The following is a 22,947-nucleotide window of genomic DNA, read 5'->3' as shown; positions in this document are numbered from 1 at the left end:
CTGCTCGTGACGCGAACGTGATCTGACCGGTATCAAGTGACACCAGAGCCGTCACTTTCACGGCGAAAGTGACGGCTCTGGGGTGGGTCAGATACCGGCTCCGGAGCCGTTCGTGCCGTTGGTGCTGCCGTTGAGGTTGCCCGGGTTGGTGTTGCCCGGGTTGGTGTTGCCGGAGTTGCCGCCGCCGCGGTTGCCGAAGCCGCCGCGGCCGTCCACGCCCGGGCCGGCGCCGGGGCCGGGGCCGGAGTACTGGCGGTGGATGCCCGGACGGCCGTCGCGGGGGCCGCCGCCGTGGCTCGTGGCCGCCGCGATCCCGCCGACGATGCCGCCGCCGATCAGGAGCCCGAGGATCCCGACGACGACGAGCTGGGTGGCGCGGTGCCCGACGAACCGGCGGAACCCGCCGGACTGCCGTGGTGCGGCCGCCGCCGTGGGGGCGCCCCAGGCGCCGTAGCCCGGGCCGGGAGCGCCGTAGGCCTGCCCGGGGCCGGGCTGGTTGAGCTGAGGGGTGGGCGGGCCCTGCTGGCCGTGGGCGGCGGTCTGGTCGGCCGCCGGAGCAGCGCCGGGCTGGGCCGCTGCACCGGGCTGGCCGGGCGCGGCCGTGGACGGTGGCCCAGCGGACGGCAGCGTCATGGTCGGCTGCCCGGATGACGGCTGCCCGGTGGCCGGTTGCCCAGCCGCCGGTTGCGCGGCGGACGGCTGCACGGCAGTCGGTTGCTCGGCTCCCGGCTGTCCGGCCGCAGACGCGGCGGAAGGCTGCACGGCGGTGGGCTGCTCGGCTGCCGGTTGCCCGGTCGCAGACGCGGCGGAAGGCTGCACAGCAGTCGGTTGCTCGGCCCCCGGCTGCCCGGCTGCAGCCGCGGCGGACGGCTGCGAGGCTGCGGGTTGCCCGGGCTGAGCCGTGGCCGGTTGCTCAGCCGCGCCGGCCTGGGCCGTGGGCTGTTCGGCGGCCGGTTGCTCCGCGCCCGCGTTCGGCGGGACCTGGTTCGGGTCGCGCGGCTGGTCGGTCATGGTCGCTCCTGTGGTCTACGGGGACGAGCGCGCTGCCCGCCCCCACCACCTCAGGGTGACCCCGTCAGCTGTGCTGAACCTGAAGCCAACCTGTCGATCGGCCATGAGACTTCACAGGTAGAACGACAGGAACAGCGTGGCCACCCAGGTCAGGCCGAGCACCTGGAGCACGCGGTCCTTGAGCGCGATCTCCTCGGGCTCGCCCGCGATGCCGCCGTCGACGTCCACCGCGTAGCGCAGCACCGCCACCACGAACGGCACCATCGAGATCAGCGCCCACACCGAGTTGTGCTCGGTCTGGCGGATCTCGAACGCCCACAGGCAGTACGACATGATCAGGATCGCCGCCGACGTCGCCCAGACGAACCGCAGGTAGCTGGCCGAGTACTTCTTCAGCGACGACCGGATCTTCGCCCCGGTGCGCTCGAACAGCATGATCTCCGCGTAGCGCTTGCCGGCCACCATGAACAGCGAGCCGAACGCCGTGACCAGCAGGAACCACTGCGAGAGCGCCAGGCCGCCCGCGACGCCACCGGCGATCGAGCGCATCAGGAAGCCCGAGCCGACGATGGCCAGGTCGACCACCGGCTGGTGCTTGAGGCCGAAGCAGTAGCCGAGCTGGACGGCTTCGTAGACCGCCAGCACGACCGCCAGCTGCCAGCTGGCGAGGAACGAGACGCCGAGGCCGGCGAGGAAGAACACGACCGCGGACCCGTACGCGACGGGCACCGGCACGATCCCGGCCGCGATCGGCCGGTTCCGCTTGGTCGGGTGCGCCTTGTCGGCCTCGACGTCGACCGCGTCGTTGATGAGGTAGACCGAGCTCGCCACCAGCGAGAAGGCCACGAAGGCGACGATCGCGTCGAGCAGCAGGCCCGTGCGGTCGGTCGATTTCGAGAAGGCGAAGAACGGCGCCGCGAAGACCAGCACGTTCTTCACCCACTGGCGCGGACGTGCGGTCTTGATCACGCCGCCGACCAGGCCGAACGGGCCGCGTGTCGCGGTCCCCGCTGTCGTCTCCGCCGTCACCGGTGTCTCCGGTGCCTCAGGAGTCACGGCCGCTTCGTCGCTGTTGCGCTGCTCGGTCGTCTCGCTCATGGGTTCTTCTTCAGCTTCCGTCGTATCAGACCACCGACGAGCCCCCCGAGGGCCGCACCGGCCAGAACGTCTGTCGGATAGTGAACGCCGAGCACGAGCCGCGAGGCGAGCATCGGCGGTACCAGGGCGGGCACCAGGTTACGCCCGGTCAATCCGGAGTAGAGCACCGCCGCCGCCGTCGTGGACGTCGCGTGCGACGACGGGAAGCTCAGCTTGCTCGGCGTGCCGACCAGAACCTCCACGCTCGGGTGGTCCGGACGCGGCCGCCTGACCACGCGTTTCACCGCGATCGACGCCGCGTGGGCGCCGACGACGCCCGCCGACGCGATCAGCCAGTCCTTGCGCCGCTTCTTGTCGACCGCGGCACCGATCAGGCCGATGCTGAACCAGCCGATGGCGTGCTCACCGAAGTGCGACATGCCGCGCGCGGCTTTCACCGAAACGTCACTCTTCAGAAAGCCCTGCGCCTTCGAGAGGACGGCGACCTCGCCCTTCGGGGCGCCCTTCTCAAGCATCGAGGGACCCGTCGAGCGGTGCGCCGTCGGTCAGGTGCGGGGCGATCTTGTTGTCGAACGCCGAGAGCGCCGACCCGATGGCCATGTGCATGTCGAGGTACTTGTACGTGCCCAGCCGGCCGCCGAACAGGACGTTCTTCTCGCGCGCCTCGGTCTTCGCCAGCTCGCGGTAGGCCTCGAGCTTCTCGCGGTTGTCCGGGGTGTTGATCGGGTAGTACGGCTCGTCCTCTTCCTTCGCGAAGCGGGAGAACTCGCGGAAGATGACCGTCTTGTCCTTGGGGTAGTCCCGCTCCGGGTGGAAGTGCCGGAACTCGATGATCCGGGTGTAGGGCACTTCCTGGTCGTTGTAGTTGACGACCGGGGCGCCCTGGAAGTCACCGGTCTCGGCGACCTCGGACTCGAAGTCGACGGTGCGCCAGGTGAACCGGCCCGCCGAGTAGCCGAAGTAGCGGTCCAGCGGCCCGGTGTAGACGGTCGGGGTGCCCGCCGGGATGTGCTCGCGGACGTCGAAGTAGTCGACGTTCAGCCGGATGTCGATGTTCTCGTGCTCGGCCATCTTCTCGAGCCACGCGGTGTACCCGTTGACGGGCAGGCCCTCATAGGTGTCGTTGAAGTACCGGTTGTCGTAGGTGTAGCGGACCGGCAGGCGCGTGATGATGTTCGCGCCGAGGTTCTTGGGGTCGTTCTCCCACTGCTTCGCGGTGTACCCGCGGATGAACGCCTCGTAGAGGGGCCGGCCGACCAGCGAGATGGCCTTCTCCTCGAGGTTCTCCGCCGTGTCGGTCTCGAACTCGGACGACTGCTTGGCGATGAGCTCGCGGGCCTCGTCCGGGGTGTGCGCCTTGCCGAAGAACTGGTTGATCAGCGCCAGGTTCATCGGGAACGAGTAGACCTGGTCCTTGACCCGGGCGAAGACGCGGTGCTGGTAGCCGGTGAACTCGGTGAACCGGTTCACGTACTCCCACACGCGCTTGTTCGACGTGTGGAACAGGTGCGCACCGTACTTGTGCACCTCGATGCCGGTCTCGGGCTCGGCCTCCGAGTAGGCGTTGCCGCCGATGTGGCTGCGCCGCTCGAGGATGAGGACCTTCTTGCCCAGCTCGGCCGCGGCCCGTTCGGCGACGGTCAGGCCGAAGAATCCGGACCCGACGACGACGAGGTCGTAACCTGCGAAATCGGCTTCAGTAATCTTGGCGGGGTTCGTGTGCGCGCTCACGGGCGTCGAGGGTACGCAGGTCGGTATCCCGGCCCGCACCCGACTATCACATTTCGGCCTACGACACACCTGGAAAGCAGTGCCTGCACCCGAGGACTTCTGGAGCTACTTCGCCGCCGTGGCCACCTACGTGGCCGTGCTGGCGGTCCCCGGCGGCGTCGTCGGGTGGGCCGCCGGCCTGCGCGGCTGGGCCCTCGCGGGCCTCGCGCCGCTGCTCAGCTACGCCATCACCGGCCTGGCCGGACCCTGGCTGGCGATCGCCCACGTGCCGTACGGCCCGCTCAGCGTCGCCGCGTGCACGCTGCTGCTCGCGGCCGTGCTGTACGGCCTGCGCCGGCTGGCCGTGGCCCGGGGGTGGATGACGCCGGGCGCCGAGGAGCCGCACCAGGCGTGGACCCGCCGGGCGCACCTCGCCGTCGCCGGCTGCGTCGGGATCGCGACGGCGGTGTCGATCGCCGTGGTGGTGTCCGGGCGCGGCGGCACGACCGCCGTCTTCCAGCGCTGGGACACCGTCTTCCACGCCAACGGCATCCGCTACATCGCCGACACCGGCGACGGCTCGCTGACCGGCATGGGCACCCTCAACTGGTACCCCGACGGCTCGTTCTACCCGAACGCCTACCACCTGGTCGGCGCGCTGGTCTACCAGCTGTCCGGGACGTCGATCCCGGTCACGCTGAACGCCGTCACGATGCCGATCGCCGGGCTGTTCGCGCTGGCCATGGTCGCGCTGGTGCGCCAGCTCGGCGGCCGCGCGGTGTTCGCGGGCTGCGCCGCGCTGGTCGCCGGCGGCGCCACCACCGGCGCGTACGAGTCGGTGTCGAGCGGGCTGCTGCCGTTCGCGCTGGGCATCGTCCTGACGCCGCTGGCCGCGGTCGCGCTGCAGCGGTTCGTCGTCCGGCCGGGCGTCGACACCGGCGCGGTGCTGGCCCTGAGCGCGGCGGGGCTGCTCGCCGCGCACTCGAGCGCGTTGTTCGGCGCGATCCTGTTCGCGTTGCCGCTGGTCGTGCAGCGCTGGTACCGGGCGGTGCGCGGCCGCCGCGTCGACGGCGTCCCCGACGGCAAGGCCGCCTGGCGCGTCGCGGGCGGCGACGTCCTGAAGATGATCCCGGTGATGGCCGGGGCGGGCCTGCTGGCCGCGCCGCACATCCTGGGCGCGATCACCTTCACGTCCGGGTCGTACCCGTACCACCCGTGGGGCTCGCACATGGCGGTGTGGAAGGCCCTGGCCATGCTGGCGACGTTCAAGCAGGTGCTGCCGGTGCCGCAGATCTGGCTCACGGTGTTCCTGGCGTTCGGCGCGCTCACGCTGGTGGCGCTGCGGCGGCTGCGCTGGGTGATGCTCTCGGCACTGGGCCTGTCGGCGCTGTTCGTCGTCGTCGCGTGCTTCGGCGGCGAAGACTGGGTGATCTCGCTCTCGCGGCCGTGGTGGAACGACCGGTTCCGGCTGATGGCGCTGGCGGCGATCCCGATGTGCCTGATCGCGGCGCACGGCATGAGCGAGGCCCAGCGGTGGCTGGCGAAGCTCGCCGACGGACGCGCCTGGGTGCGCGCGCGGCCGTGGCTGACCGGCCGGGTCGGGCTGGCGACGGCGGTGCTGATCGTGGTCGCGATGGGCGTGCTGACCGGCGGGTTCTACCGCGCGGCCAACGCCAAGACGGTGTCGCTGCTCTACTACAACGGCCTGCCCGGCGAGGTGGTCCCGCCGGTCAGCCAGGACGAGATCGACGCGATGGACCGGCTGGGCACGCTGGGCATCCCCGGCGACCAGAAGGTGCTCAACGACCGCCTCGACGGCACGGCCTGGATGTACGCGCTGACCGGCGTGCACCCGGTGGCCGCGCACTACGACGCCGGCGCGGTGAACCCCGACGCCGTCTACCTGGCGGCGCACTTCCGCGACTACGACACCGACCCCCGGGTCCGCGCGGTGGCGCGGCAGCTCAACGTGCACTACGTGCTGGTCGGCAGCGGCACGATCCGCCGGGACACGCCCATCTCGCCGGGCCTGCAGAAGCTGGACGGGCTGGACTTCGTGAGCGTCGTCTACCGGAACCCGGGCGCCGTCATCTACCGGATCACCAAGTAGACAAAGCCCTCGTGGCCGCGGCGCCCCGTGCCGCGGCCACGAGGGCCTCCCGTCCCCCAACCACCCCCGGGGTGATCCTTGACGTCTGCTCTGAAGGACGCCTGAGGGACGGCAATCGGTTTCCCGGCTACCCGGATGTCACCCGTTCGGCCCAGCGTGCAGCTCCGGCAGGACGTCGCTCGCCACCTGCTCCAGCACGGCTTCGTGGCCTTCGTACGGCGACGACGACCGCGGCCAGTGCGAGATGACGTCGGTGAAGCCCAGCTCGCCCGCGCGCCCGGCCGCGTCGCGGAACGCCTCCACGCTGCTCAGCGAGAACACCGGGCACGAGTCCAGGCTGAGGTGACGCTGGATGCCCGCCCGCTCCCGGCCGACGGCGTCGAGGCGCTCGTCGAAGACCTCGGTCAGTTCCTTGATCCCGCGCCACCAGGCGTCGACGGTCTCGCCGCCCTTGCCGGTGGTCACCCAGCCCGCGCCGAACCGGGCCGCGAGCGTCATCGTGCGCGGGCCGTTGGCCGCGACCACGAACGGCAGCCGCGGCCGCTGGACGGTGCCCGGCAGGTTCCGGGCGCCGCGGGCCTTGTAGTACTCGCCGTCGAAGTCGAACTTGTCGGTCATCAGCAGCCCGTCGAGCGACTCGACGAACTCCGTGAAGCGGTCGACGCGCTGCTTGGTCGTCAGCTCCGGCGCGGCGAGCACCTCGCCGTCGTAGTGCCGGTGGTCGACACCCGCGCCGACGCCGAGGACGAACCGGCCGTCGGAGACGTCGTCGAGGGTGGTCAGCTCGCGCGTGAACGGCACGGGGTGCCGCGCGACCGGCGACGCCACGAAGGTGCCGAGCCGGATGCGGGAGGTCACCATCGCCGCCGCGGTCAGGGTCGGGATCGCGGAGAACCACGGGCCGTCGACCAGGTTGCGCCAGCCCAGGTGGTCGTACGTCCACGCGTGGTCGAAGCCGTACTCCTCGGCCGCCCGCCACTTCGGCTCGGCGGCCCACCAACGATCTTCCGGGAGAATCACGATGCCTACTCGCACAGTGCGGAACGTAACAGTGAAGCGAAGCTTTTCCGTTGAGGGTGGCGGTGGGGAGGAAGGTCGGAAGTTATAGGCAACCACCGACATTCGCGCAGACGGGCGGAACCTCACCCGGACGTGTCAGGGACAATGACGGGGTGGAGAGACCCCTTCTGATCGCGTCCGACGTCGACGGCACCCTGCTCGGCCCGTCCGAAGCCCTCAGCGAGCGCACGATCGCGACCGTGCGCCGGGTGATCGAGGCCGGCGTGCCGTTCGTACTGGCCAGCGGCCGGCCGCCGCGCTGGATCGCGCCGATCGCGCGGCCGCTCGAGCTGACCGGGTACGCGGTGTGCGCCAACGGCGCCGTGCTCTACGACTGCGGCACCGAGGAGATCGTCGAGGTCCACGGCCTGCTCGAACCGTCGCTGCTGCACGACATCGCGAGCGCGCTGGACAAGGCGCTGCCCGGCTGCCGGCTGGCCTCGGAGCGCGTCGCTGTCGGCGCGGTGGACCACGACATGCGCAACTTCGTGATCGAGCCGGACTACCACAACCCGTGGGGCGACAACGAAGGCCGCACCGGGCCGCGCGCCGAGGTGCTCGGGCACCCGGCGATCAAGCTGCTGGTCAGCCACCGCGGCATGACGTCCGAGGAGATGGCCGAAGCCGTGAACTCGCTGTTCGACCGCGAGGTCGACGCCACCTACTCGTCGTCCGGCGGGCTGGTCGAGATCGCCGCCCACGGCATCACCAAGGCGACCGGCCTCGCCGACGTCGCCGCGCGGTTCGAGGTCCCGGCCGACCGGGTGATCGCCTTCGGCGACATGCCCAACGACCTCGAGATGCTCAGCTGGGCCGGCCACGGCGTGGCGATGGAGAACGGCCACCCGGCGGTGCTCGGCGTGGCCGACGAGGTCACCGGCCCGGCCGGGGACGACGGCGTCGCGCAGGTCCTCGAGCGCTGGTTCTGAGGCGTCAGGAGCGGTTGTCGAGCTCGGCCGCTTCTTCCGGCGTGGGCGCGGTCCCGCCCAGGTGGGCGGGCAGCCACCAGCGTTCCTCGTCGGACGCGGGGCGGTCCGGGTAGTCGGCCTGGGCGCGGTCGACGAGCGCGCTCATCCGGTCGCGCAGCTCCTTCGTCACGACGTCCCAGTCGTCGCCCTTCGCCGGGTGCATCGGCTCGCCGATGAGGATCGAGACCGGCACGTGCCGGCGCGTCAGGTCCTTCGGCCGGCCCTTCGTCCAGAGCCGCTGGGTGCCCCACAGCGCCATCGGCACGACCGGGACGTTCGCCGCCGCGGCCATCCGGACGGCGCCCGACTTGATCTCCTTGACGGTGAACGACCGGCTGATGGTCGCCTCCGGGAAGACGCCGACGACCTCGCCGTCCTTCAGCTTCTGGAGGGCCTCGCGGTAGGAGGCGATGCCCGCGGCGCGGTCGACGGGGATGTGGTGCATCCCGCGCATCAACGGCCCGGCGATCTTGTTGTCGAAGATCTCCTGCTTCGCCATGAACCGCGTCAGCCGCTTGGCCGGGCGCGCGCCGAGGCCGCAGAAGATGAAGTCCAGGTAGCTCACGTGGTTGCACGCGATGACCGCGCCGCCGGTGCGCGGGATGTGCTCCGCGCCCTCGATCCGGATGCGGTTGTCCAGTACCCGGAACATCGTCCGGGCCGCCGCGATCACGGGCGGGTACACGAAGTCAGCCATCCTGTCAGGTTACGGGACCGTAGGTTGGGGCCGTGGGTTCAGCGGGGAAGAACACAAACCGGGCGAACCTCACGCCGCCCGCACGCCGGCCCGCCGGCCGGGCACGGCGAGCACCAGGGCCAGCAGCAGCGTGAACAGCGCGACGGACTGGTGCTTGACGCCTTCGATGCCGTCGCCGAGCGCCGCCATGCCGAACTGCGTCACCGAGACGACCAGCAGGAAAGCCAGCACGACGCCCAGCGCGGCCCGGCGCTGACGCCACGCCCGGGCCGCCACCAGGAGCCACAGCGGCACCAGCGCGAACAGCCCGAGCGGCGCGATCAGCCGGGTCAGCCACGACACGACCGGCACCCGGTGCTCCTGCGCGTGCGGCGCGAAGCCCGCCGACTCGTCGAAGCTGCCGAGGTAGTCCGGCCGCGCGGTGAGCTGGTCGGTCGCGGCGCGGTTCAGCACCCCGAGCGTCCGGCCGGGGTGGCTCGCGAAGTAGGCGATGACGTTCGCGCGGTCCATCCGGTCGCGGTAGGCCGGGTAGAGCGGGTCGATCCGCGCCGGGTGCGGGTGCCACCAGCCGTTGCCCGCGTACTGCGCGAACGACGGCGGCAGCCCGAGGTCCGCCAGGTCGGCCTGGGTGTCGTGCCGGCCGTCGACGATGTTCAGGAAGATCGTGTTGAACATGTTGATCTCGCGCGAGTCGTCGCCGGGCAGTTCGGCGAGCGTGCCCTCGGGGGTGACGGCGGGCTCGACGCTCAGCTGCGCGGCGAGCGTCACGGCTCCGAGCGCGCCGATGACCAGCACCGCCGCCGCCCAGCGCCGGGCCCCGCGCAGCGTGCCCGGGCGGACCAGCAGGATCGCGACCACCAGGATCGGCAGGATGGTCAGCGTCTGGACCTTGGCGTTGACCGCCAGGACGCCACCGGCGAGCGTCACGGCCATGCCCGCGTAGCTCCACCGGCCGTCCCGCGCGGTGAGCAGCAGGCCGCCGGCGATCAGCAGCAGCCCGAGGAAGGCCGCGCCTTCACCGAGCACCGCCGCGAAGTACCCGAAGAACGCCGAATCGGCGACGACCAGCAGCAGCCCGGCCGCCACGGCGAGGCGCGCCCGCCGGCCGTAGGGCAGGCCGAGCACGATCGCGGCGACGGCCGCGGCGGCGATCAGGCTGCTGAGCAGGCCGAGGACGACCAGGCTCAGCGTCGCGTGGAAGCCGAAGAGGCCGCCGAGCCGGACGGCCAGGTCGGCCAGCCAGCTCTGCGTCAGCAGGTAGGTGGGCCGGCACGGCGCCGCGCCGGGCGGGGCGCTGTAGGCGAGGTGGATGAACGGCTCGGGCCCGCCGTGCCAGGTGATGCCGGCGCCGCAGAGCACGCGCAGGCCGTCGCCGTTGTTGGACATCGCGATCGGGCGCGGCACCAGGAACCGCACCACGAACAGGGTGAACGACGCCGCGAAGACCCCGATCCCGAGCGCGGCCTCGGAGGTCAGCCGCTGCTTCGGGACGTCGAGTTTCACGAAGGACAGGGTACGTAGCGGAAGTCCGGATCCTTGTCGAGGTCGTCGACCACGGACTTCGCCTGCTCGACCCGCGGGTAGACGGAGACCCAGTACGGCGTGCCGACCCGGCGGAACGTCGCGACCTCGTACTGGCCCGCGTAGACGGGGTCGATGGTGCAGTGCTGGCTGTCGGCGTAACCGCCGTCGGCGGGCACGGCGACGGTCGGCCGGCGGCCGTTGACGACGTAGTCGTAGTCCGTGGCGTACCCGCCGTCGTGCGTTCCGTCCCGCGCGATGTGGTCGTCGGTGCGGCCGAGGACGTCGACGATGAGCAGCTGCCCGCCGCGGGCCGAGAGCGCGCCGGGCGCGGCGGCGCTGACCACGGACCCCGGCGGCAGGTACGTGCCCAGCCAGCCGCCGATCTCGGTGAGCTCGGTGCCGTAGGTGTGCCAGTCGCGCACCCGGCCGAGCATCTCGGGGCTGAACACCGAGACGAGCACGGCGATCCCGGCCAGGCCGCAGGCGGTCACCGGGACCAGCCGGGTGCCGGCGGGCCAGGCGCGCGGCCGGGGTGACGGCTTCCCGTCGACGTCCGCCGTCAGCACGCCGTACGCCGCGACGGACCCGACCGAGAGCAGGGGCGGCACCGCGGCCAGCAGCCGCCACGACGGCCCCGCGTCGCCGCCCGACAGGACGGCCGCGGCGGCGAGGCCCGCCGTCATGGCGAACATCAGCCAGATCAGCGCCCGGGACTCCAGCGCGGCACCGGCCGCGCGACGCAGCAGCAGCGCGACCGCGGCGACCAGCGCGAGCAGCAGAAAACCCTGGTGCACCAAGGCGAACCCGGACAGGTACGGCCAGCCGCCCGCCACCTGCGCGCCGAACGGGCCGCCGAGTTTCGCGGCCAGCGGCGCGGGGACGTAGTGCTGGTAGAACGTCAGCCGCCAGGCCAGCCGGGGGATGAGGAACACGAGCGCGCCCAGCGTGTAGCCCGCGGGCGCCCACCAGCTGTGCTGCTTCTTCACGGCGGCACCGGCCAGCCAGAGACCGCCGAGGACGCCGACCACCAGGCCGGTCGGGCTGGTCATCACCGCGAACGCGACGAGCACCCCGGCCACGACCGGGCGGCGCGCGGCGAGCGAGTAGCAGACGGCGAGGACGAGGAGCACGAACAACGGCACCTCGGAGCCGGACGGCCCGTAGACGGCCAGCCCGCCGGCGGCCGCCGTCAGCACCGCGGCGGCGACCCCGATCGCCGGCCGCGGCTCGGTGCCCTCCGGCGTCGCGGCCGCGACCACCCGGTTGACGAGGAAGTAGGAAAGCAACACACAACCGAGGGCCGAGAGAACTCCGAACACGACGGCGGTGGTTTGCACGTCGGCGCCGAATGCGGCGCGCGGAAGGGCGATCAGCACCAGCCAGAAGAAGTTCGTATAACCCTCGACGCGTTCACCGGGGTTGAAGACCGGGCCGTTGCCGTCGGCGATGTTCATCGCGTACCGGAACGAAACGAGCGCGTCTTCCGTGACGGTCGCGAACAACAGCTGGTGCAGCAGCGAGAGACCCAGCGTGAGGGTGAGGACGACCCCGCGCAGCCCACGGTCGGTGCCCAGCCGGCCCCAGGTCAGCACCACGATCGCGGCGAGCACCAGCCACGCCACCACGACCGCGTAGACCACCCGGCCCCCTCACCTCGTCGCCCTGCCGGCCCCGCCAGGTTATCGGGCATCGGGAGGCGAACCCCGGGCCAATATAACCCGATCGGGTGGCAATTCCGACGATTCCCGCGACGCCTTCGAAATCACGCGCAAAAGCCCTGATCAGGGCCGTCCCCCGGGCTGTCCGGCCGGCCGTTGTCGGCTTAGTCTCCAGCGTGCTCTCCGTCTGCGTTGCCATTGCCGTCATCGCCGTCCCGGGCCTCCTGACCGGGTACGCGGCGGGCGTGCGCGGCTGGGCCCTGGCCGGGCTGACGCCGTTGCTGAGCTACGCCGTCGGCGGGCTGACCGGACCGTGGACCGCGGCGGCAGGCCTGTCGTTCACCCCGCTGACCTACGCCGTGTCGACCGTCGTGTTCGTCGCGATCGCTTCCGGGGTCCGGAAACTGACCGTGCGCCGCCGGCCGCCGGAGCCTGGACCGGGGCTGTGGGCGCGGCGCGGGCACCTCGCGGTGGGGGCGTGCCTGCTGTTCGCGGCGGTGATCGGCGGTTACGCGACGCTGCTCGGCCTGGGGCACCTCGGCGCGCTGCCGCAGGGGTTCGACGCGGTGTACCACGGCAACGCCGTCCGCTACATCGCCGACACCGGCGACGGCGGCCTGTTCGGCACCGGCCACGTGAACTGGTACGGCGACGCGGCACCGGTGTTCTACCCCAACGCCTACCACCTGCTGGCGGCCGTGACGTACCGGCTGAGCGGCGCGTCGATCCCGGAGGTGCTGGACGCGAACACCGTGCTGCTGCCGGGTTTGCTGGCGCTGTCACTGGTGACGCTGGTGCGTGAGTTCCGCGGCCGCGCGGTGCTGGCCGGCGCCGTCGCGCTGACGGCGGTGGCGCCGGTGATGGGCGTCTACGAGTCGATGGACCGCGGCCCGCTGCTGCCGTTCGCGCTGGGGCTGACGCTGACGCCGTTGAGCGCGGTCGCGCTGCGCCGGTACCTGGAGCGGGTCGCGCCGGACACCGGGCTGGTGCTGCTGCTGGCCGCGGTCGGGCTGCTGTGCGTCCACTCGTCGACGTTGTTCGGCGGGATCCTGTTCGCCGGCCCGCTGCTGGTCCAGCGCTGGCTCGGCGGGTGGCGCCGGATCGGCCGCGACCTGCTGGCCCTGCTGCCGATCGCGGTGGTGGCGCTGCTGGTGGCGTGGCTGCAGCTGTTCGGGGCGCTGGGCCTGGCCAACAGCGCGGTGCCGTACTACGGCTGGCCGAGCGAGTGGCGCGCGTCGACGGCGCTGGGCGCGCTGCTCGGGTTCCAGCACCAGGAGCCGCACCCGCAGATCTGGCTGTCGGTGGCGTTGTTCCTGGGCATCGTGTTCTTCGCCCGCGCGGGGGCGCTGCGCTGGATCGGCCTGACGGCGGCGGTGACGGGCCTGGCGTACATGGCGGTGGCGTCGTCGAACGCCCCGCTGGTGATGGCGCTGTCGCGGCCGTGGTGGGACGACCCGTACCGGTTCTTCGCGATGGCGGCGGTCCCCCTGTGCGTCCTGGCGGCGCACGGCTTGGCGGAGACGCAGGCGTGGCTGTCTTCGCGGTTCTCGCGGATACCGGCGGTCGCCGTGGCGGTGGTGGTGCTGCTGGGGTTCGTCCTGCTGTCGAACGGCCTGTACTTCCGGTCCAACGGCGCCCGGGTGGCCGCGGGCTACCAGGCCGCGGACGCGGCGAAGCTGCGGGTGACGCCGGGCGAGGCGGCGGCGATGGAGGAGCTCGGCAAGCTGGCCAAGCCGGGTGAGTGGGCGATGAACGACCGCTTCGACGGGACGGCGTGGACGTACGCGCTCTCGGGCGTCCGCACGGTGGCGGCGCACTACGACGAGACGCTCCCGCCGTCGGACGCCCTGCTGCTGGCCGACCGGTTCCGCGACTACGAGACGGACCCGGCGGTGCGGGCGGCGGTGCGGCGGTTGAACGTGCGCTGGGTGATCTTGGGGAAGCCGTCCACGGAGCCGGGCAAGCCGTACCAGCCGGGGCTGATCGGGCTGGCCGGGGAGCCGTTCCTGCAGGAGGTCTGGCGTGACTCGGACGCGGTGATTTATCGACTCCGGCCCTGAAGTTGTCCACAGGTACACAAGTGCCTGTGGACAACTTGGGTACAGGCCTGTGAGTAGCTGCCCGATCGTGCGGAAATCGGGGTGGAATGCTGTGACAGCACCGGAAAGCCCGCTTGCGTCACGGTGACGAAAGGCCCCAGTTACGGCTTCGAAGAAGGCTCCCGCGGGCTAGTTGTCCACAGGCCAAGAGCGAATCGGCAGGTCAGGCGGCTGCGGGGGTCTTGCCGCGCAGCGAGCGGGCCGCGAGGGCCGCGCCGCCCGCCGTCAGCAGGTCCGCGACCGTGAACATCACCCGGGAAGCCACCGCGAACGCCGTGGCCTGGCCGACCGTCAGGCCGCTCGCCGTGAGGACCGCGACCTGGGCCACTTCGCGGACGCCGACGCCGCTGGGCAGGATGAACGCGAACGTGCCCACCGTCATCGCCACGGCCATCGCGCCGACGCAGAGGATGAAGCCGCTGATGCCGGGGGTACCCACCGAGTTCGCCAGGAGCCACAGGTGGACGCCCTGCAGGCACCACGCCGCCGTCGAGGCGCCGAAGACCTTGCCGACGACCTTCCAGGTCAGCGGCTGCTGCAGCGGCGGCCGGCGCAGCACACGCAGCACCAGCGACGTGCCCCACGTCAGGATCTTCGGGTGCAGCATCGCCAGGCCGACCGGGATCAGCACGAACAGCCACAGCGCGCGCGGGCTGTTGCTGAACACCGCCGGCGCCGCCAGCAGCGACACGACCAGCGCCGACACGATGCCGACGCCGAGCTGGATCAGTGAACCGGTGAAGATGCGGGCGCGGGCCAGGCCGGCCTTGCGGCCCAGCTCCATCTGCAGCAGGTACGCCCAGACCGAGCCGGGCACGTACTTGCCGAGCGAGCCGACCAGGCAGATCTGCGCGCCGCGGGCGTAGCCGATTGGCTTGCCCAGGTCGTCGACCATCACCTGCCAGCCCCAGGTGGACACCATGATCGCCGCGACCAGGGCCACCAGGCTCAGCAGCGACGACTGCCAGGCCACGTCGTGCAGGGTGCGCCAGAACTCACCCCAGTTCGCCGCGAGCTGCTTGGCCGCGAAGCCGATGACCAGCAGCATCGCGACCCACCTGACGACGTCGAGGATCTTCGCCTTGGTGGACTTCGGCTGCTTTTTGGCAGCCGGCGTCTCCCACTCCGGCGACTCCAGTGTCGTCATCGACGCATCTCCTCAGGTCTGAGGCTTATTCTGGTCAGGCCGCCGCGGCCCGCCCGCATGGTGCTGATCACCGCAGAAGTCATGCGGCGGCCGACGGCTGAATAAGCCTCATTGCACGGTGACCAGGCGGCTGAACTCGGCCAGCAGATCGTAACCGTCCCAGACCGCCGAGAACGTCAGGGCCGAGCCGAACGGCACGATCCGGTCGACTCCGCGACCGGCCAGTTCGTACGCGAACGCCGTCAGCTCTTCCGTGGTAAAGCCGAACTGGCCGACCGTCTGGTCCTTGCGGAGGACGGTCGGGACCAAATCGGACAGAGACGCGACCCGCGCGTTCGCGAACGTGCCGGCGCCGAGCCACTCGCGCGGCATGGTCGCCGGGTCGGTCAGCTCCAGCGTGGCCAGCCCGTTGCCCGCGAAGGAGATGTCCTTGACCAGGCCGTCGACCGCCGCGCCGTACGCCGAGACGCGCTTCTGGACCGCCATCGCCGGCTCGGTGACGTGCTGCTTCGTCACGAGCACCTGCGCCAGCAGCGTGCGGAACTCCTGGCCCGCGACGCGGGCGCCGTCTTCGTCGCCGACCCAGAACACCGCGCGCGGTGACGAGCAGGCGGCCTGGTCGAACCAGTACGAGTCGTTGTAGAAGCCTTCGGCGGCCGCGCGGCGTTCCGCTTCGGACGCCCGCTGCCAGCCCGCCACCGACGCGACGGCGAACGACGAGCGGTCCGGGAACGTCAGGTCACGCGCGTGCGGCGCGAGCGGATACTTGCGCAGTGCGGCGACCGAACCGTCGCCGCCCCAGATGACGCGCAGGTCGGCGGCCAGCGACAGGGCGCCGCTCACCTCGTCGCTGCGGTCGTAGGTGACCATCCGCTGGGTGGCGGTGATCGCCGCCGCCGTAGCCGGGTCCACTTCGGACAGTGCGGCGTTCAGCGCCTCCAGCACCGCTTCCGCGGCCCCGGCCGAGCGCGACGACACCCGCACGACGTTGTGGTTGCCCGCCAGCGCGGACAGCGCCCACGAGTAGACGAAGATCGTGTCGACGTTCGCCGGCGGCACGTGGAACACGAGCCCGCGCGGGAACCGCAGTGCGCCACCCTTGGTGTCCAAAGTGGACAACGCCTTGGCGATCTCGCCCTTGCGCAGGAAGAACCCGAGCGACGCCAGCTCCGGGAACCGGCGCGCGGTGGCCGGCGCCAGCAGCTTGCGGGCGAACTTCGTGACGAACTCGACGACCCGCGGGTCACCGACGCGCAACCGGCCACCGGGCGGCTCGGCGCGCAGCTCGCCGACCAGGTCGGTCACGGAAACCGCGTCGGCCAACGGAAAACGCTGGGTAAGGGTGCTCACGCCGCCGCTCCCGAGAACGTGTCGGAGCAGCCGCGGGCCTCGGCCTTCGGCAGCCGCCCGAGGACGGAGAAGTGCTTGCCCGGCCAGTCGCCGTCGTCGATCCCGTTGTAGACGCCGAGGTCCTCGGTGAGCAGCACGTGCCCGGGGTAGGACCGCGGCAGCGTCGAGACGACCTCGATCACGCCCGGCTCCCCCACCGGCTGCTCTTCCCACGTCTCCGGGTCGCGGATCACGACGTCGGCGAAGTCCGGGCAGTACAGCGAGTTGCCGGACGGGCCTTCGAGGAACACGGTGCCGATCTGCTCGATCATCCCGTAGTAGTTGTGGATCCGGGTGAGCCCGGTGTCCTCCTTGAACCGGCGCCGGAACTCGGTGTTGTCGACCGCGCGGTCGATCAGCTTCTTCCAGCCACCGGAGTGGACGAGGATGCCGTTGGAGAGGTCGAGCCGGTGCTCCCGGGCGACCTCGTAGAGGTACTGCCAGACCATGAACGTGAAGCCGAAGATCAGGAACGGCTTGCCGCCGTACTCGGCCAGGAACTTCTTGACGGCTTCGACGTCCGGCTTGTCGTTTTCGTCGAGCACGTACGTGTGCTTGCGGCCGAAGTTCGCCATGCCCAGCACGCCCGCGCCGCGCGCGGAGAACGAGCGGCGGTTCTTGATGATGCCGATGGTGTCGACCATCAGCATCGGCAGCCGCTCGCCGCCGAGGACCTCCTGCAGGGTCGCGCCCAGCTGCTTGGTCTGCGCGCCCGCCGCTTCCTTGTCGAGGTAGATCCGCGACGCGCCGGCGCCGGTGGTGCCGGACGAGGTGAGGGTCTTGAACACCTCACTGTCCGGAACGGACTTCAGGTCGTGCGTCTTGAACATCCGCACCGGCAGCCACGGCAGGTCGGCGATCGACGCAAACTGGGCGCTCGGCGCGATTCCGAGCGACGAGAGGATCCGTTCGTAGCCCTCGGAATTCGCCCGGTGGTGTGCGGTCAGGGCGGCGAGTTCGGGCAGCAGCAACGCCTCCCGGTCAGCCTGCGACCGAGTGAACACACTCATACCTTCGCCTCCAACGACCGGTAGTCGATCTTGCCGCTGGCCAGCAGCGGCACGGTGTCGATCGGGCGCACGTCGAACCCGCTCGTGTGCAGGTGCAGCCGCTCGGACAGCGCCTTCGACGCGTCCTTGCAGATGTCCTTGCCGACGCCCTCGGCGAACAGCACGACCTTGTCGCCGGCGGGCACCGCCGCCACGACGTCGATCCCGACCGCCGCGGTGCGGACGGCCTGCTCGAGATCGTCGAGGCTGACGCGGTTGCCGAAGACCTTGCCGATGCGCTTGAGCCGGCCGGTGATGAACAGGAACCCGTCTTGGTCCAGGTACCCGAGGTCACCGGTGGCGAGCACGCCGCCGCATTCGTCACCCTTGGCCAGGCCGGACTCGTCGTCCGCGTAACCCAGCATCACATTGGGCCCACGGTAGACGACCTCACCGACAATTTTCGGGTGCGTGGTCTCCGACCCGTCGTCGCGGCGGACGGCGAACCGGCCGCCCGGCAGCGCCGGCCCGGCGGAACCGAGCTTTTCGGCCAGCCGCTCGGCGGGCACCGTCGTCATCCGCGGGGCCGCCTCGGTCTGGCCGTACATCACGTACATCCGGCCGCCGACGGCGATCATCTTGTCGTTGAACTCGGTGATCAGGTCGTCGCGCAGCTTCCCGCCGGCCTGCGTCAGGGTGCGCAGCGTCGGGTACTTCGCGGGGTCGAACTTGAGCCGCCGCAGCATTTCGTAGTGGTACGGGACGCCCGAGAGGGACGTCACGCCGTGGGTGTTCACCGCGTCCCAGAAGCCGCGGCCGAGCACGCCGGACGGCTCGATCACGACGGTCGCGTCGCGCACCAGGTGCGAGTTCAGCACCGACAGGCCGTAGCTGTAGTGCAGCGGCAGGCAGGTGGGCGCGACCTCGTCGGCGTCGATGTGGAGCACCTGCGCGATGGCGTCGGCGTTCGACAGGATCGCCTGGCGCGAGAGCCGGACGAGCTTCGGGTTGCCGGTGGACCCGCTGGTCGGGAGCAGCACGGCGAGGTCTGGGTGCGGCGCGACGCCGTCGGCCGACGAGCGGATCCAGTCGTCGCCGCGGGTCGTGTAGCCCGCGGGCGCGTCACCCGAAGCGGACAGCACGGCGGCCGGGCGGAAGCGTTCGACGAGCCCGGCGAGCACGTCCACGTCCAGCGCCGGGTCGATCAGCGCGATCGCGCGACCGGACTCGAACGCGCCCAGGTAGGTCAGCACGCTCGGCAGGTCGACGGACATCCGCGCGAACACCACGCCGACGGGCAGTTCCGCCAGGGCTTCCATCCGGCGGCCGACCTCGGCCGACAGTTCCGCACCCGCCAGCGTGCGGCCCCCGGCCACGTCCACCAGCCGAGCTCCCGCACCCAACAGCGTCACAACACCAAGCCTCCGTCGACGCCCAGCACCTGGCCGGTGATGAAGGACGCATCATCGCTTACCAGGAACCGGATCGCGTTCGCCACGTCTTCCGCCCGGCCGAGCCGCCCGAGCGGCGTCTTGCCGGCGTTCTCGGCCTTCGCGTCCTCGCTCAGGCCGGCGGTCAGGTCGGTTTCGATCACGCCGGGCGCGACCGCGTTGACCCGGATGCCGGACCGGCCGAGCTCCTTCGCCGCCGATCGCGCGATGTTCGCCACCGCCGCTTTCGACGCCGCGTACACCGTCTGGCCGGCACTTCCGTACACACCGACTATCGAGGCCAGAACCACGATCGAGCCGGTTTTCTTGCGCATCATCGCCCGCGCGGCCGCCTGCACGGTGTGCAGCGTGCCGGCGACGTTCGTGCTCAGCGTCGTGTCGACGAGCTCTTCGCGGATCATCCCGAGGAGCGCGTCCTCCATGATCCCGGCGTTCGCCACGACGATGTCGAGCCGGCCGTGCTCCTTCGCGACGCCCCTGACCAGCGAAGACACCGCCTTCGCGTCGGTGACGTCGAGCGCGAGCCCGGCCGCCGCGCCCGCGGCCGAAGCCGCTTCCTTGGCGCGGGCCTCGTCGCGGCCGGTGAGCACCACCGTCGCGCCCGCCGCGGCGAGCGCGCGGACGGTGGCCAGGCCGATCCCCCGCGTCCCGCCCGTGACGAGCGCGACGCGACCGGACAGGGACTCGTCAGTCATTCTTCGACTGGAGCTCGGTGACCATGTCCACGGCGACCTTGAAGCTCGACATGTCGATGACCTGGTCGGTGTCGAACTCGACGTCGAACTCGTCCTCGATGGCCGCGACCAGCGCCATGTGGCCGACCGAGTCCCACGCCTCGAGGTCGCGGTACTTCAGGTTCTCGACGTCCACGTCGCCGTCCAGGTCCAGCGCCTCGACGAAGACCTCGCGCAGCTTGGGGGCCACTTCAGACATGCTCACGACTCCTAGTGCTCTTCGCGCGGGCGGGCGTCCCACGCCTTTACCAAGGTAGAGAGGTCTCCGGGCAGGGTGGCGTCCGGGAGACCTTCCTTACCCTTCAGCCAGGGCCCGAGCGCCTCGATGGTCGCCTCGTCGAGGCCGCGGCGGGACAGGCCCACCACGTTGACGCCGGTGACCCGGGCCGGGTTGCCGACGGCGATGGTGAACGCGCCGATCTCGCGGCGGACCGCGGAGCCCATCCCGACCATCGCGCCGGGGCCGATCACGACCTTCTGGTGCAGCACGGCGCCCATGCCGAGGTTCGCGCCGTCCCAGATGTGGCAGTGGCCGCCGGTGACCACGTTGGACGCGATGGTCACGGCGTCGCCGACCAGGCAGTCGTGCGCGATGTGGGAGCCGCGCAGGTAGTAGCCGTCGCTGCCGAGCGTCGTCGTGCGCCAGGTGCCCTGGTGGACGCTCGCGTACTCGCGGATCTTGTTGCGGCTGCCGATGACGACGCCGTGGCCGTCGTGATCCGGGTCACCGGTCGGCGCGGTGTCCCAGGCGGCCGGGTGGGGGCGGCCGCGGTCCTCGCCGGGCGTGCCGATCGTCACGTGCGGGCCGATCCAGTTGCCGTCCCCGATCCGCGCCGGCCCGGCGATCACCGTGAACGGGCCGATCACGTTGTCGTCCCCGAGTTCGACGCCTTCGCCGAGGACGACGGTCGGGTGGATGCGGTTGGCCACGGGTCGGGTGTCCGTTCGTCGGCGGCTGGGTACTGGGCGTGCTACCGCGCCCGGTAACGTGTGGCCCGCGTTCATGCAGGGCGGCCGGGCGCAGAACCGGCGGCTCACTGTACCGGACGCGTCGAAATCGCCTGCCGAGAGAGACTGCCCATGATCCCCATCACCGTGGTCGACGTCCGCGACGCGGAGGACCTCGTCGTCGAGGTCCTGCGTTCCGGCGCCATCGCACAGGGACCGATGGTCAAGCGCTTCGAAGACGCCTTCGCGGCGGTCTCCGGGACGAAGCACGCGATCGCGGTCAACAACGGGACGACGGCACTGGTCGCCGCGCTCCAGGTCCTCGACCTGAAGCCGGGCGACGAGGTCGTCACGTCGCCGTTCACCTTCGTCGCGACGCTCAACGCGATCCTCGAGGCCGGCGCGACCGTCCGCTTCGCCGACATCCGGCGCGACGACTTCGCGATCGACCCCGACGCCGTCGTCAAGGCCGTCACCGACCGCACCAAGGTGCTCATGCCCGTGCACCTCTACGGCCAGACCGCGGACATGGGCAAGCTCGCCCCGCTCGCGGCCGAGCGCGGGCTGACGGTGATCGAGGACTCCGCGCAGGCCGTCGGCGCGTCCTTCGAGGGCAAGCAGGCCGGCTCGTTCGGCATCGGCTGCTTCTCGCTGTACGCGACGAAGAACATCACCACCGCCGAGGGCGGCGTCATCACGACGGACGACGACGCGCTGGCCGACAAGCTGCGGGTGCTGCGCAACCAGGGCATGCGGGCCCGGTACCAGTACGAGGTCGCCGGCCACAACTACCGGATGACCGACCTGCACGCCGCCGTCGGCATCCCGCAGCTGGCGAAGCTCGACCAGCTGACCGCCGCCCGCCAGGCGAACGCCAAGCGGCTCTCGGAGGGCCTCGCGGGCACGCCGGGCCTCGACGTCCCGCAGGTGCTGCCGGGCCGTGAGCACGTGTGGCACCAGTACACCGTGCTGGTCGGGCCGCACGCGTTCCTCTCGCGCGACGAGCTGGCCGCGGCGCTCACCGAGCGCGGCATCGGCAACGGCATCTACTACCCCAAGATCGTCTTCGACTACGACTGCTACCGCGGCCACGACCTGATCCCGGGCGCGCGCGTCGAAGACTTCCCGGTCGCGAAGTCGGTCGCCGACCAGGCGCTTTCGCTGCCGGTGCACCCGCACCTGACCGAGTCCCAGCTGGACACCATCATCGAAACCGTTCGCGAGGTACTGGGCGCATGACGCATCGGATCGCTGTTGTCGGGACGGGGAACATGGGTTCCCTGCACTCGCGCGTGCTCGCCGCCAACGAACGCGTGGAGCTGGTCCGCGTGATCGATCCGCGCGAAGAGGCCGGCAAGGCCGTCGCCGAGCGGTACGAGACGAAGTGGACGCCGGAGATCGGCTCACTGTCCGATGTGGACGCCGTCGTGCTCGCCTCGGCCACCGAGGTGCACTACGACCTGGCGCAGGAGATCCTCGGCCAGGGCAAGCCGATGCTGGTCGAAAAGCCGGTGTGCAACAGCTACGAGAAGTCGCAGGAGATCGTGGCGCTGTCGAAGAAGCAGGGCGTCGCGCTGATGTGCGGGCTGCTCGAGCGCTACAACCCGGCGGTGATGACCGCGCGGGCGCTGGTGCAGGAGCCGATCCACCTGATGGCCCGCCGCCACGGCCCGTACGCGCCGCGCATCAAGACCGGCGTCGCGTGGGACCTGCTGGTGCACGACGTCGACCTGGCGATCCAGTTCTTCGGCGGCGCGACGCCGGCGCGCGTGACGTCCGGCGCGGGCTACTTCCACCCGCAGTCGGTCGAGGGCGCCGAGGACACCATCGAGACGGTGCTGTCGTTCCCGACGGGCCTGGCCACGGTGTCGGCGTCCCGCTTGGGGCAGAAGAAGGTCCGGTCGCTGGTGGTGTCCGAACTGGACCGCCTGATCGAGATCGACCTGCTGCGCCGCGACGTCACCATCTACCGCCACATCTCGCACGACTCGGTCACCCCGGACGGCCTCGGCTACCGCCAGCAGACGGTCATCGAGATCCCGGAGCTGATCACCGCGCGGGAACCGCTGGCCACCCAGCTGGACCGCTTCTGCGACCTGCTGGAGGGCAAGATCGACGCCGACACCGAGCGCGACCTGATCCTGCCGTCGCACCACGTCGTCGAGCAGGTCCTCACCCAGGCCGCCGCCTGACGCTCCCCGGGGCCGCGTTGGCCGCTCCCGCCGCCGTGTTGGCCACTCCGGCCAGCACGGCGGTGGACAGCTGAGTTGTCCACGGCTGCATTGCGCTGGCGACCGCCGATGTGCACATGACCGTTCCGTATTCGCACTGGGCCAAGTTCTGTGCAGCCGCGGG

The 22,947-nt window shown here is 71.1% G+C and carries 20 protein-coding genes; 5 read left to right on the top strand and 15 right to left on the bottom strand.

Annotated elements, in window-relative coordinates:
• Positions 1–87 precede the first annotated feature (87 nt).
• The 4 genes from OG439_RS39575 to glf form a co-directional block, all read right to left on the bottom strand.
• Positions 88–633 carry a hypothetical protein gene (locus tag OG439_RS39575; RefSeq protein WP_326945610.1) on the bottom strand — a complete coding sequence of 182 codons (546 nt, stop codon included), beginning with the start codon at positions 631–633 and terminating at the stop codon, positions 88–90.
• A 489-nt stretch (positions 634–1,122) separates the two neighbouring features.
• Entirely contained in the window at positions 1,123–2,109 is a 987-nt protein-coding gene (locus OG439_RS39570; RefSeq protein WP_326945609.1) for a decaprenyl-phosphate phosphoribosyltransferase, read from the bottom strand.
• Entirely contained in the window at positions 2,106–2,624 is a 519-nt protein-coding gene (locus OG439_RS39565; protein WP_247059930.1) for a phosphatase PAP2 family protein, read from the bottom strand. Before OG439_RS39565 ends, OG439_RS39570 begins: the two co-directional genes overlap by 4 nt.
• Entirely contained in the window at positions 2,617–3,840 is a 1,224-nt protein-coding gene (gene glf / locus OG439_RS39560) for a UDP-galactopyranose mutase (RefSeq protein ID WP_247059928.1), read from the bottom strand. The genes OG439_RS39565 and glf overlap by 8 nt, the downstream gene beginning before the upstream one ends.
• Before the next feature lie 79 nt (positions 3,841–3,919).
• Between glf and OG439_RS39555 the strand changes: the two genes are divergently transcribed.
• Positions 3,920–5,929 carry a DUF6541 family protein gene (locus tag OG439_RS39555; RefSeq protein WP_326945608.1) on the top strand — a complete coding sequence of 670 codons (2,010 nt, stop codon included), beginning with the start codon at positions 3,920–3,922 and terminating at the stop codon, positions 5,927–5,929.
• Between the two features lie 138 nt (positions 5,930–6,067).
• Here OG439_RS39555 and OG439_RS39550 read toward each other — a convergent pair whose 3' ends face one another.
• On the bottom strand, positions 6,068–6,964 hold the full coding sequence (locus OG439_RS39550) for an LLM class flavin-dependent oxidoreductase (RefSeq protein WP_326945607.1): 897 nt from the start codon (positions 6,962–6,964) through the stop codon (positions 6,068–6,070).
• Between the two features lie 152 nt (positions 6,965–7,116).
• On the opposite strand from OG439_RS39550, the gene OG439_RS39545 reads away from it, so the two are divergent.
• A complete protein-coding gene (locus OG439_RS39545; protein WP_326951732.1) occupies positions 7,117–7,917 on the top strand; it encodes an HAD family hydrolase in 801 nt (266 codons plus the stop codon).
• Positions 7,918–7,921: 4 nt separating this feature from the next.
• On the opposite strand, the gene OG439_RS39540 is transcribed toward OG439_RS39545, so the two are convergent.
• From OG439_RS39540 to OG439_RS39530, 3 genes are all read right to left on the bottom strand, one after another.
• Complete coding sequence (locus tag OG439_RS39540) at positions 7,922–8,653, bottom strand: lysophospholipid acyltransferase family protein (protein WP_326945606.1); 732 nt, start codon at positions 8,651–8,653, stop codon at positions 7,922–7,924.
• A 69-nt stretch (positions 8,654–8,722) separates the two neighbouring features.
• Positions 8,723–10,156, bottom strand: a complete 1,434-nt coding sequence (wsfD, locus tag OG439_RS39535) for a glycan biosynthesis hexose transferase WsfD (protein ID WP_326945605.1) — start codon at positions 10,154–10,156, stop codon at positions 8,723–8,725.
• Positions 10,153–11,817, bottom strand: coding sequence for a hypothetical protein (locus OG439_RS39530; protein ID WP_326945604.1), 1,665 nt, complete (start codon positions 11,815–11,817; stop codon positions 10,153–10,155). The genes wsfD and OG439_RS39530 overlap by 4 nt, the downstream gene beginning before the upstream one ends.
• 194 nt (positions 11,818–12,011) lie before the next feature.
• Here OG439_RS39530 and OG439_RS39525 point away from each other — a divergent pair, with 194 nt between their 5' ends.
• On the top strand, positions 12,012–13,895 hold the full coding sequence (locus OG439_RS39525; protein ID WP_326945603.1) for a DUF6541 family protein: 1,884 nt from the start codon (positions 12,012–12,014) through the stop codon (positions 13,893–13,895).
• Between the two features lie 202 nt (positions 13,896–14,097).
• Here the strand turns inward: OG439_RS39525 and OG439_RS39520 are convergent, their stop codons facing one another.
• From OG439_RS39520 to OG439_RS39490, 7 genes are all read right to left on the bottom strand, one after another.
• On the bottom strand, positions 14,098–15,081 hold the full coding sequence (locus OG439_RS39520) for a lysylphosphatidylglycerol synthase transmembrane domain-containing protein (RefSeq protein ID WP_326945602.1): 984 nt from the start codon (positions 15,079–15,081) through the stop codon (positions 14,098–14,100).
• 108 nt (positions 15,082–15,189) lie between these two features.
• Positions 15,190–16,431 (bottom strand): acyl-CoA reductase, encoded by a 1,242-nt coding sequence (locus tag OG439_RS39515; protein ID WP_326945601.1) that lies wholly within the window; start codon positions 16,429–16,431, stop codon positions 15,190–15,192.
• Positions 16,428–17,480: a LuxE/PaaK family acyltransferase gene (locus OG439_RS39510; RefSeq protein WP_326945600.1), complete on the bottom strand. Its 1,053-nt coding sequence runs from the start codon at positions 17,478–17,480 to the stop codon at positions 16,428–16,430. The genes OG439_RS39515 and OG439_RS39510 overlap by 4 nt, the downstream gene beginning before the upstream one ends.
• Positions 17,477–18,871, bottom strand: a complete 1,395-nt coding sequence (locus OG439_RS39505) for an AMP-binding protein (RefSeq protein ID WP_326945599.1) — start codon at positions 18,869–18,871, stop codon at positions 17,477–17,479. The genes OG439_RS39510 and OG439_RS39505 overlap by 4 nt, the downstream gene beginning before the upstream one ends.
• Positions 18,868–19,605, bottom strand: a complete 738-nt coding sequence (locus OG439_RS39500) for a glucose 1-dehydrogenase (protein WP_326945598.1) — start codon at positions 19,603–19,605, stop codon at positions 18,868–18,870. Before OG439_RS39500 ends, OG439_RS39505 begins: the two co-directional genes overlap by 4 nt.
• Positions 19,598–19,843, bottom strand: coding sequence for an acyl carrier protein (locus OG439_RS39495; RefSeq protein WP_326945597.1), 246 nt, complete (start codon positions 19,841–19,843; stop codon positions 19,598–19,600). The genes OG439_RS39500 and OG439_RS39495 overlap by 8 nt, the downstream gene beginning before the upstream one ends.
• An 11-nt stretch (positions 19,844–19,854) precedes the next feature.
• Positions 19,855–20,574, bottom strand: a complete 720-nt coding sequence (locus OG439_RS39490) for a UDP-N-acetylglucosamine acyltransferase (RefSeq protein WP_247059909.1) — start codon at positions 20,572–20,574, stop codon at positions 19,855–19,857.
• Between the two features lie 150 nt (positions 20,575–20,724).
• Between OG439_RS39490 and OG439_RS39485 the strand changes: the two genes are divergently transcribed.
• Together OG439_RS39485 and OG439_RS39480 are read left to right on the top strand one after the other, a co-directional pair.
• On the top strand, positions 20,725–21,831 hold the full coding sequence (locus OG439_RS39485; protein WP_326945596.1) for a DegT/DnrJ/EryC1/StrS family aminotransferase: 1,107 nt from the start codon (positions 20,725–20,727) through the stop codon (positions 21,829–21,831).
• The gene (locus tag OG439_RS39480; protein WP_326945595.1) at positions 21,828–22,784 is read left to right on the top strand and encodes a Gfo/Idh/MocA family protein; all 957 of its coding nucleotides are present in this window, start codon (positions 21,828–21,830) and stop codon (positions 22,782–22,784) included. Before OG439_RS39485 ends, OG439_RS39480 begins: the two co-directional genes overlap by 4 nt.
• The last annotated feature ends 163 nt before the right edge of the window (positions 22,785–22,947 follow it).

Source organism: Amycolatopsis sp. NBC_01307, assembly GCF_035975215.1.
GTDB lineage: Bacteria > Actinomycetota > Actinomycetes > Mycobacteriales > Pseudonocardiaceae > Amycolatopsis.
The sequence above is the reverse complement of the archived record's forward strand: the minus strand, read 5'-3'. Positions and strand labels throughout refer to the sequence as shown.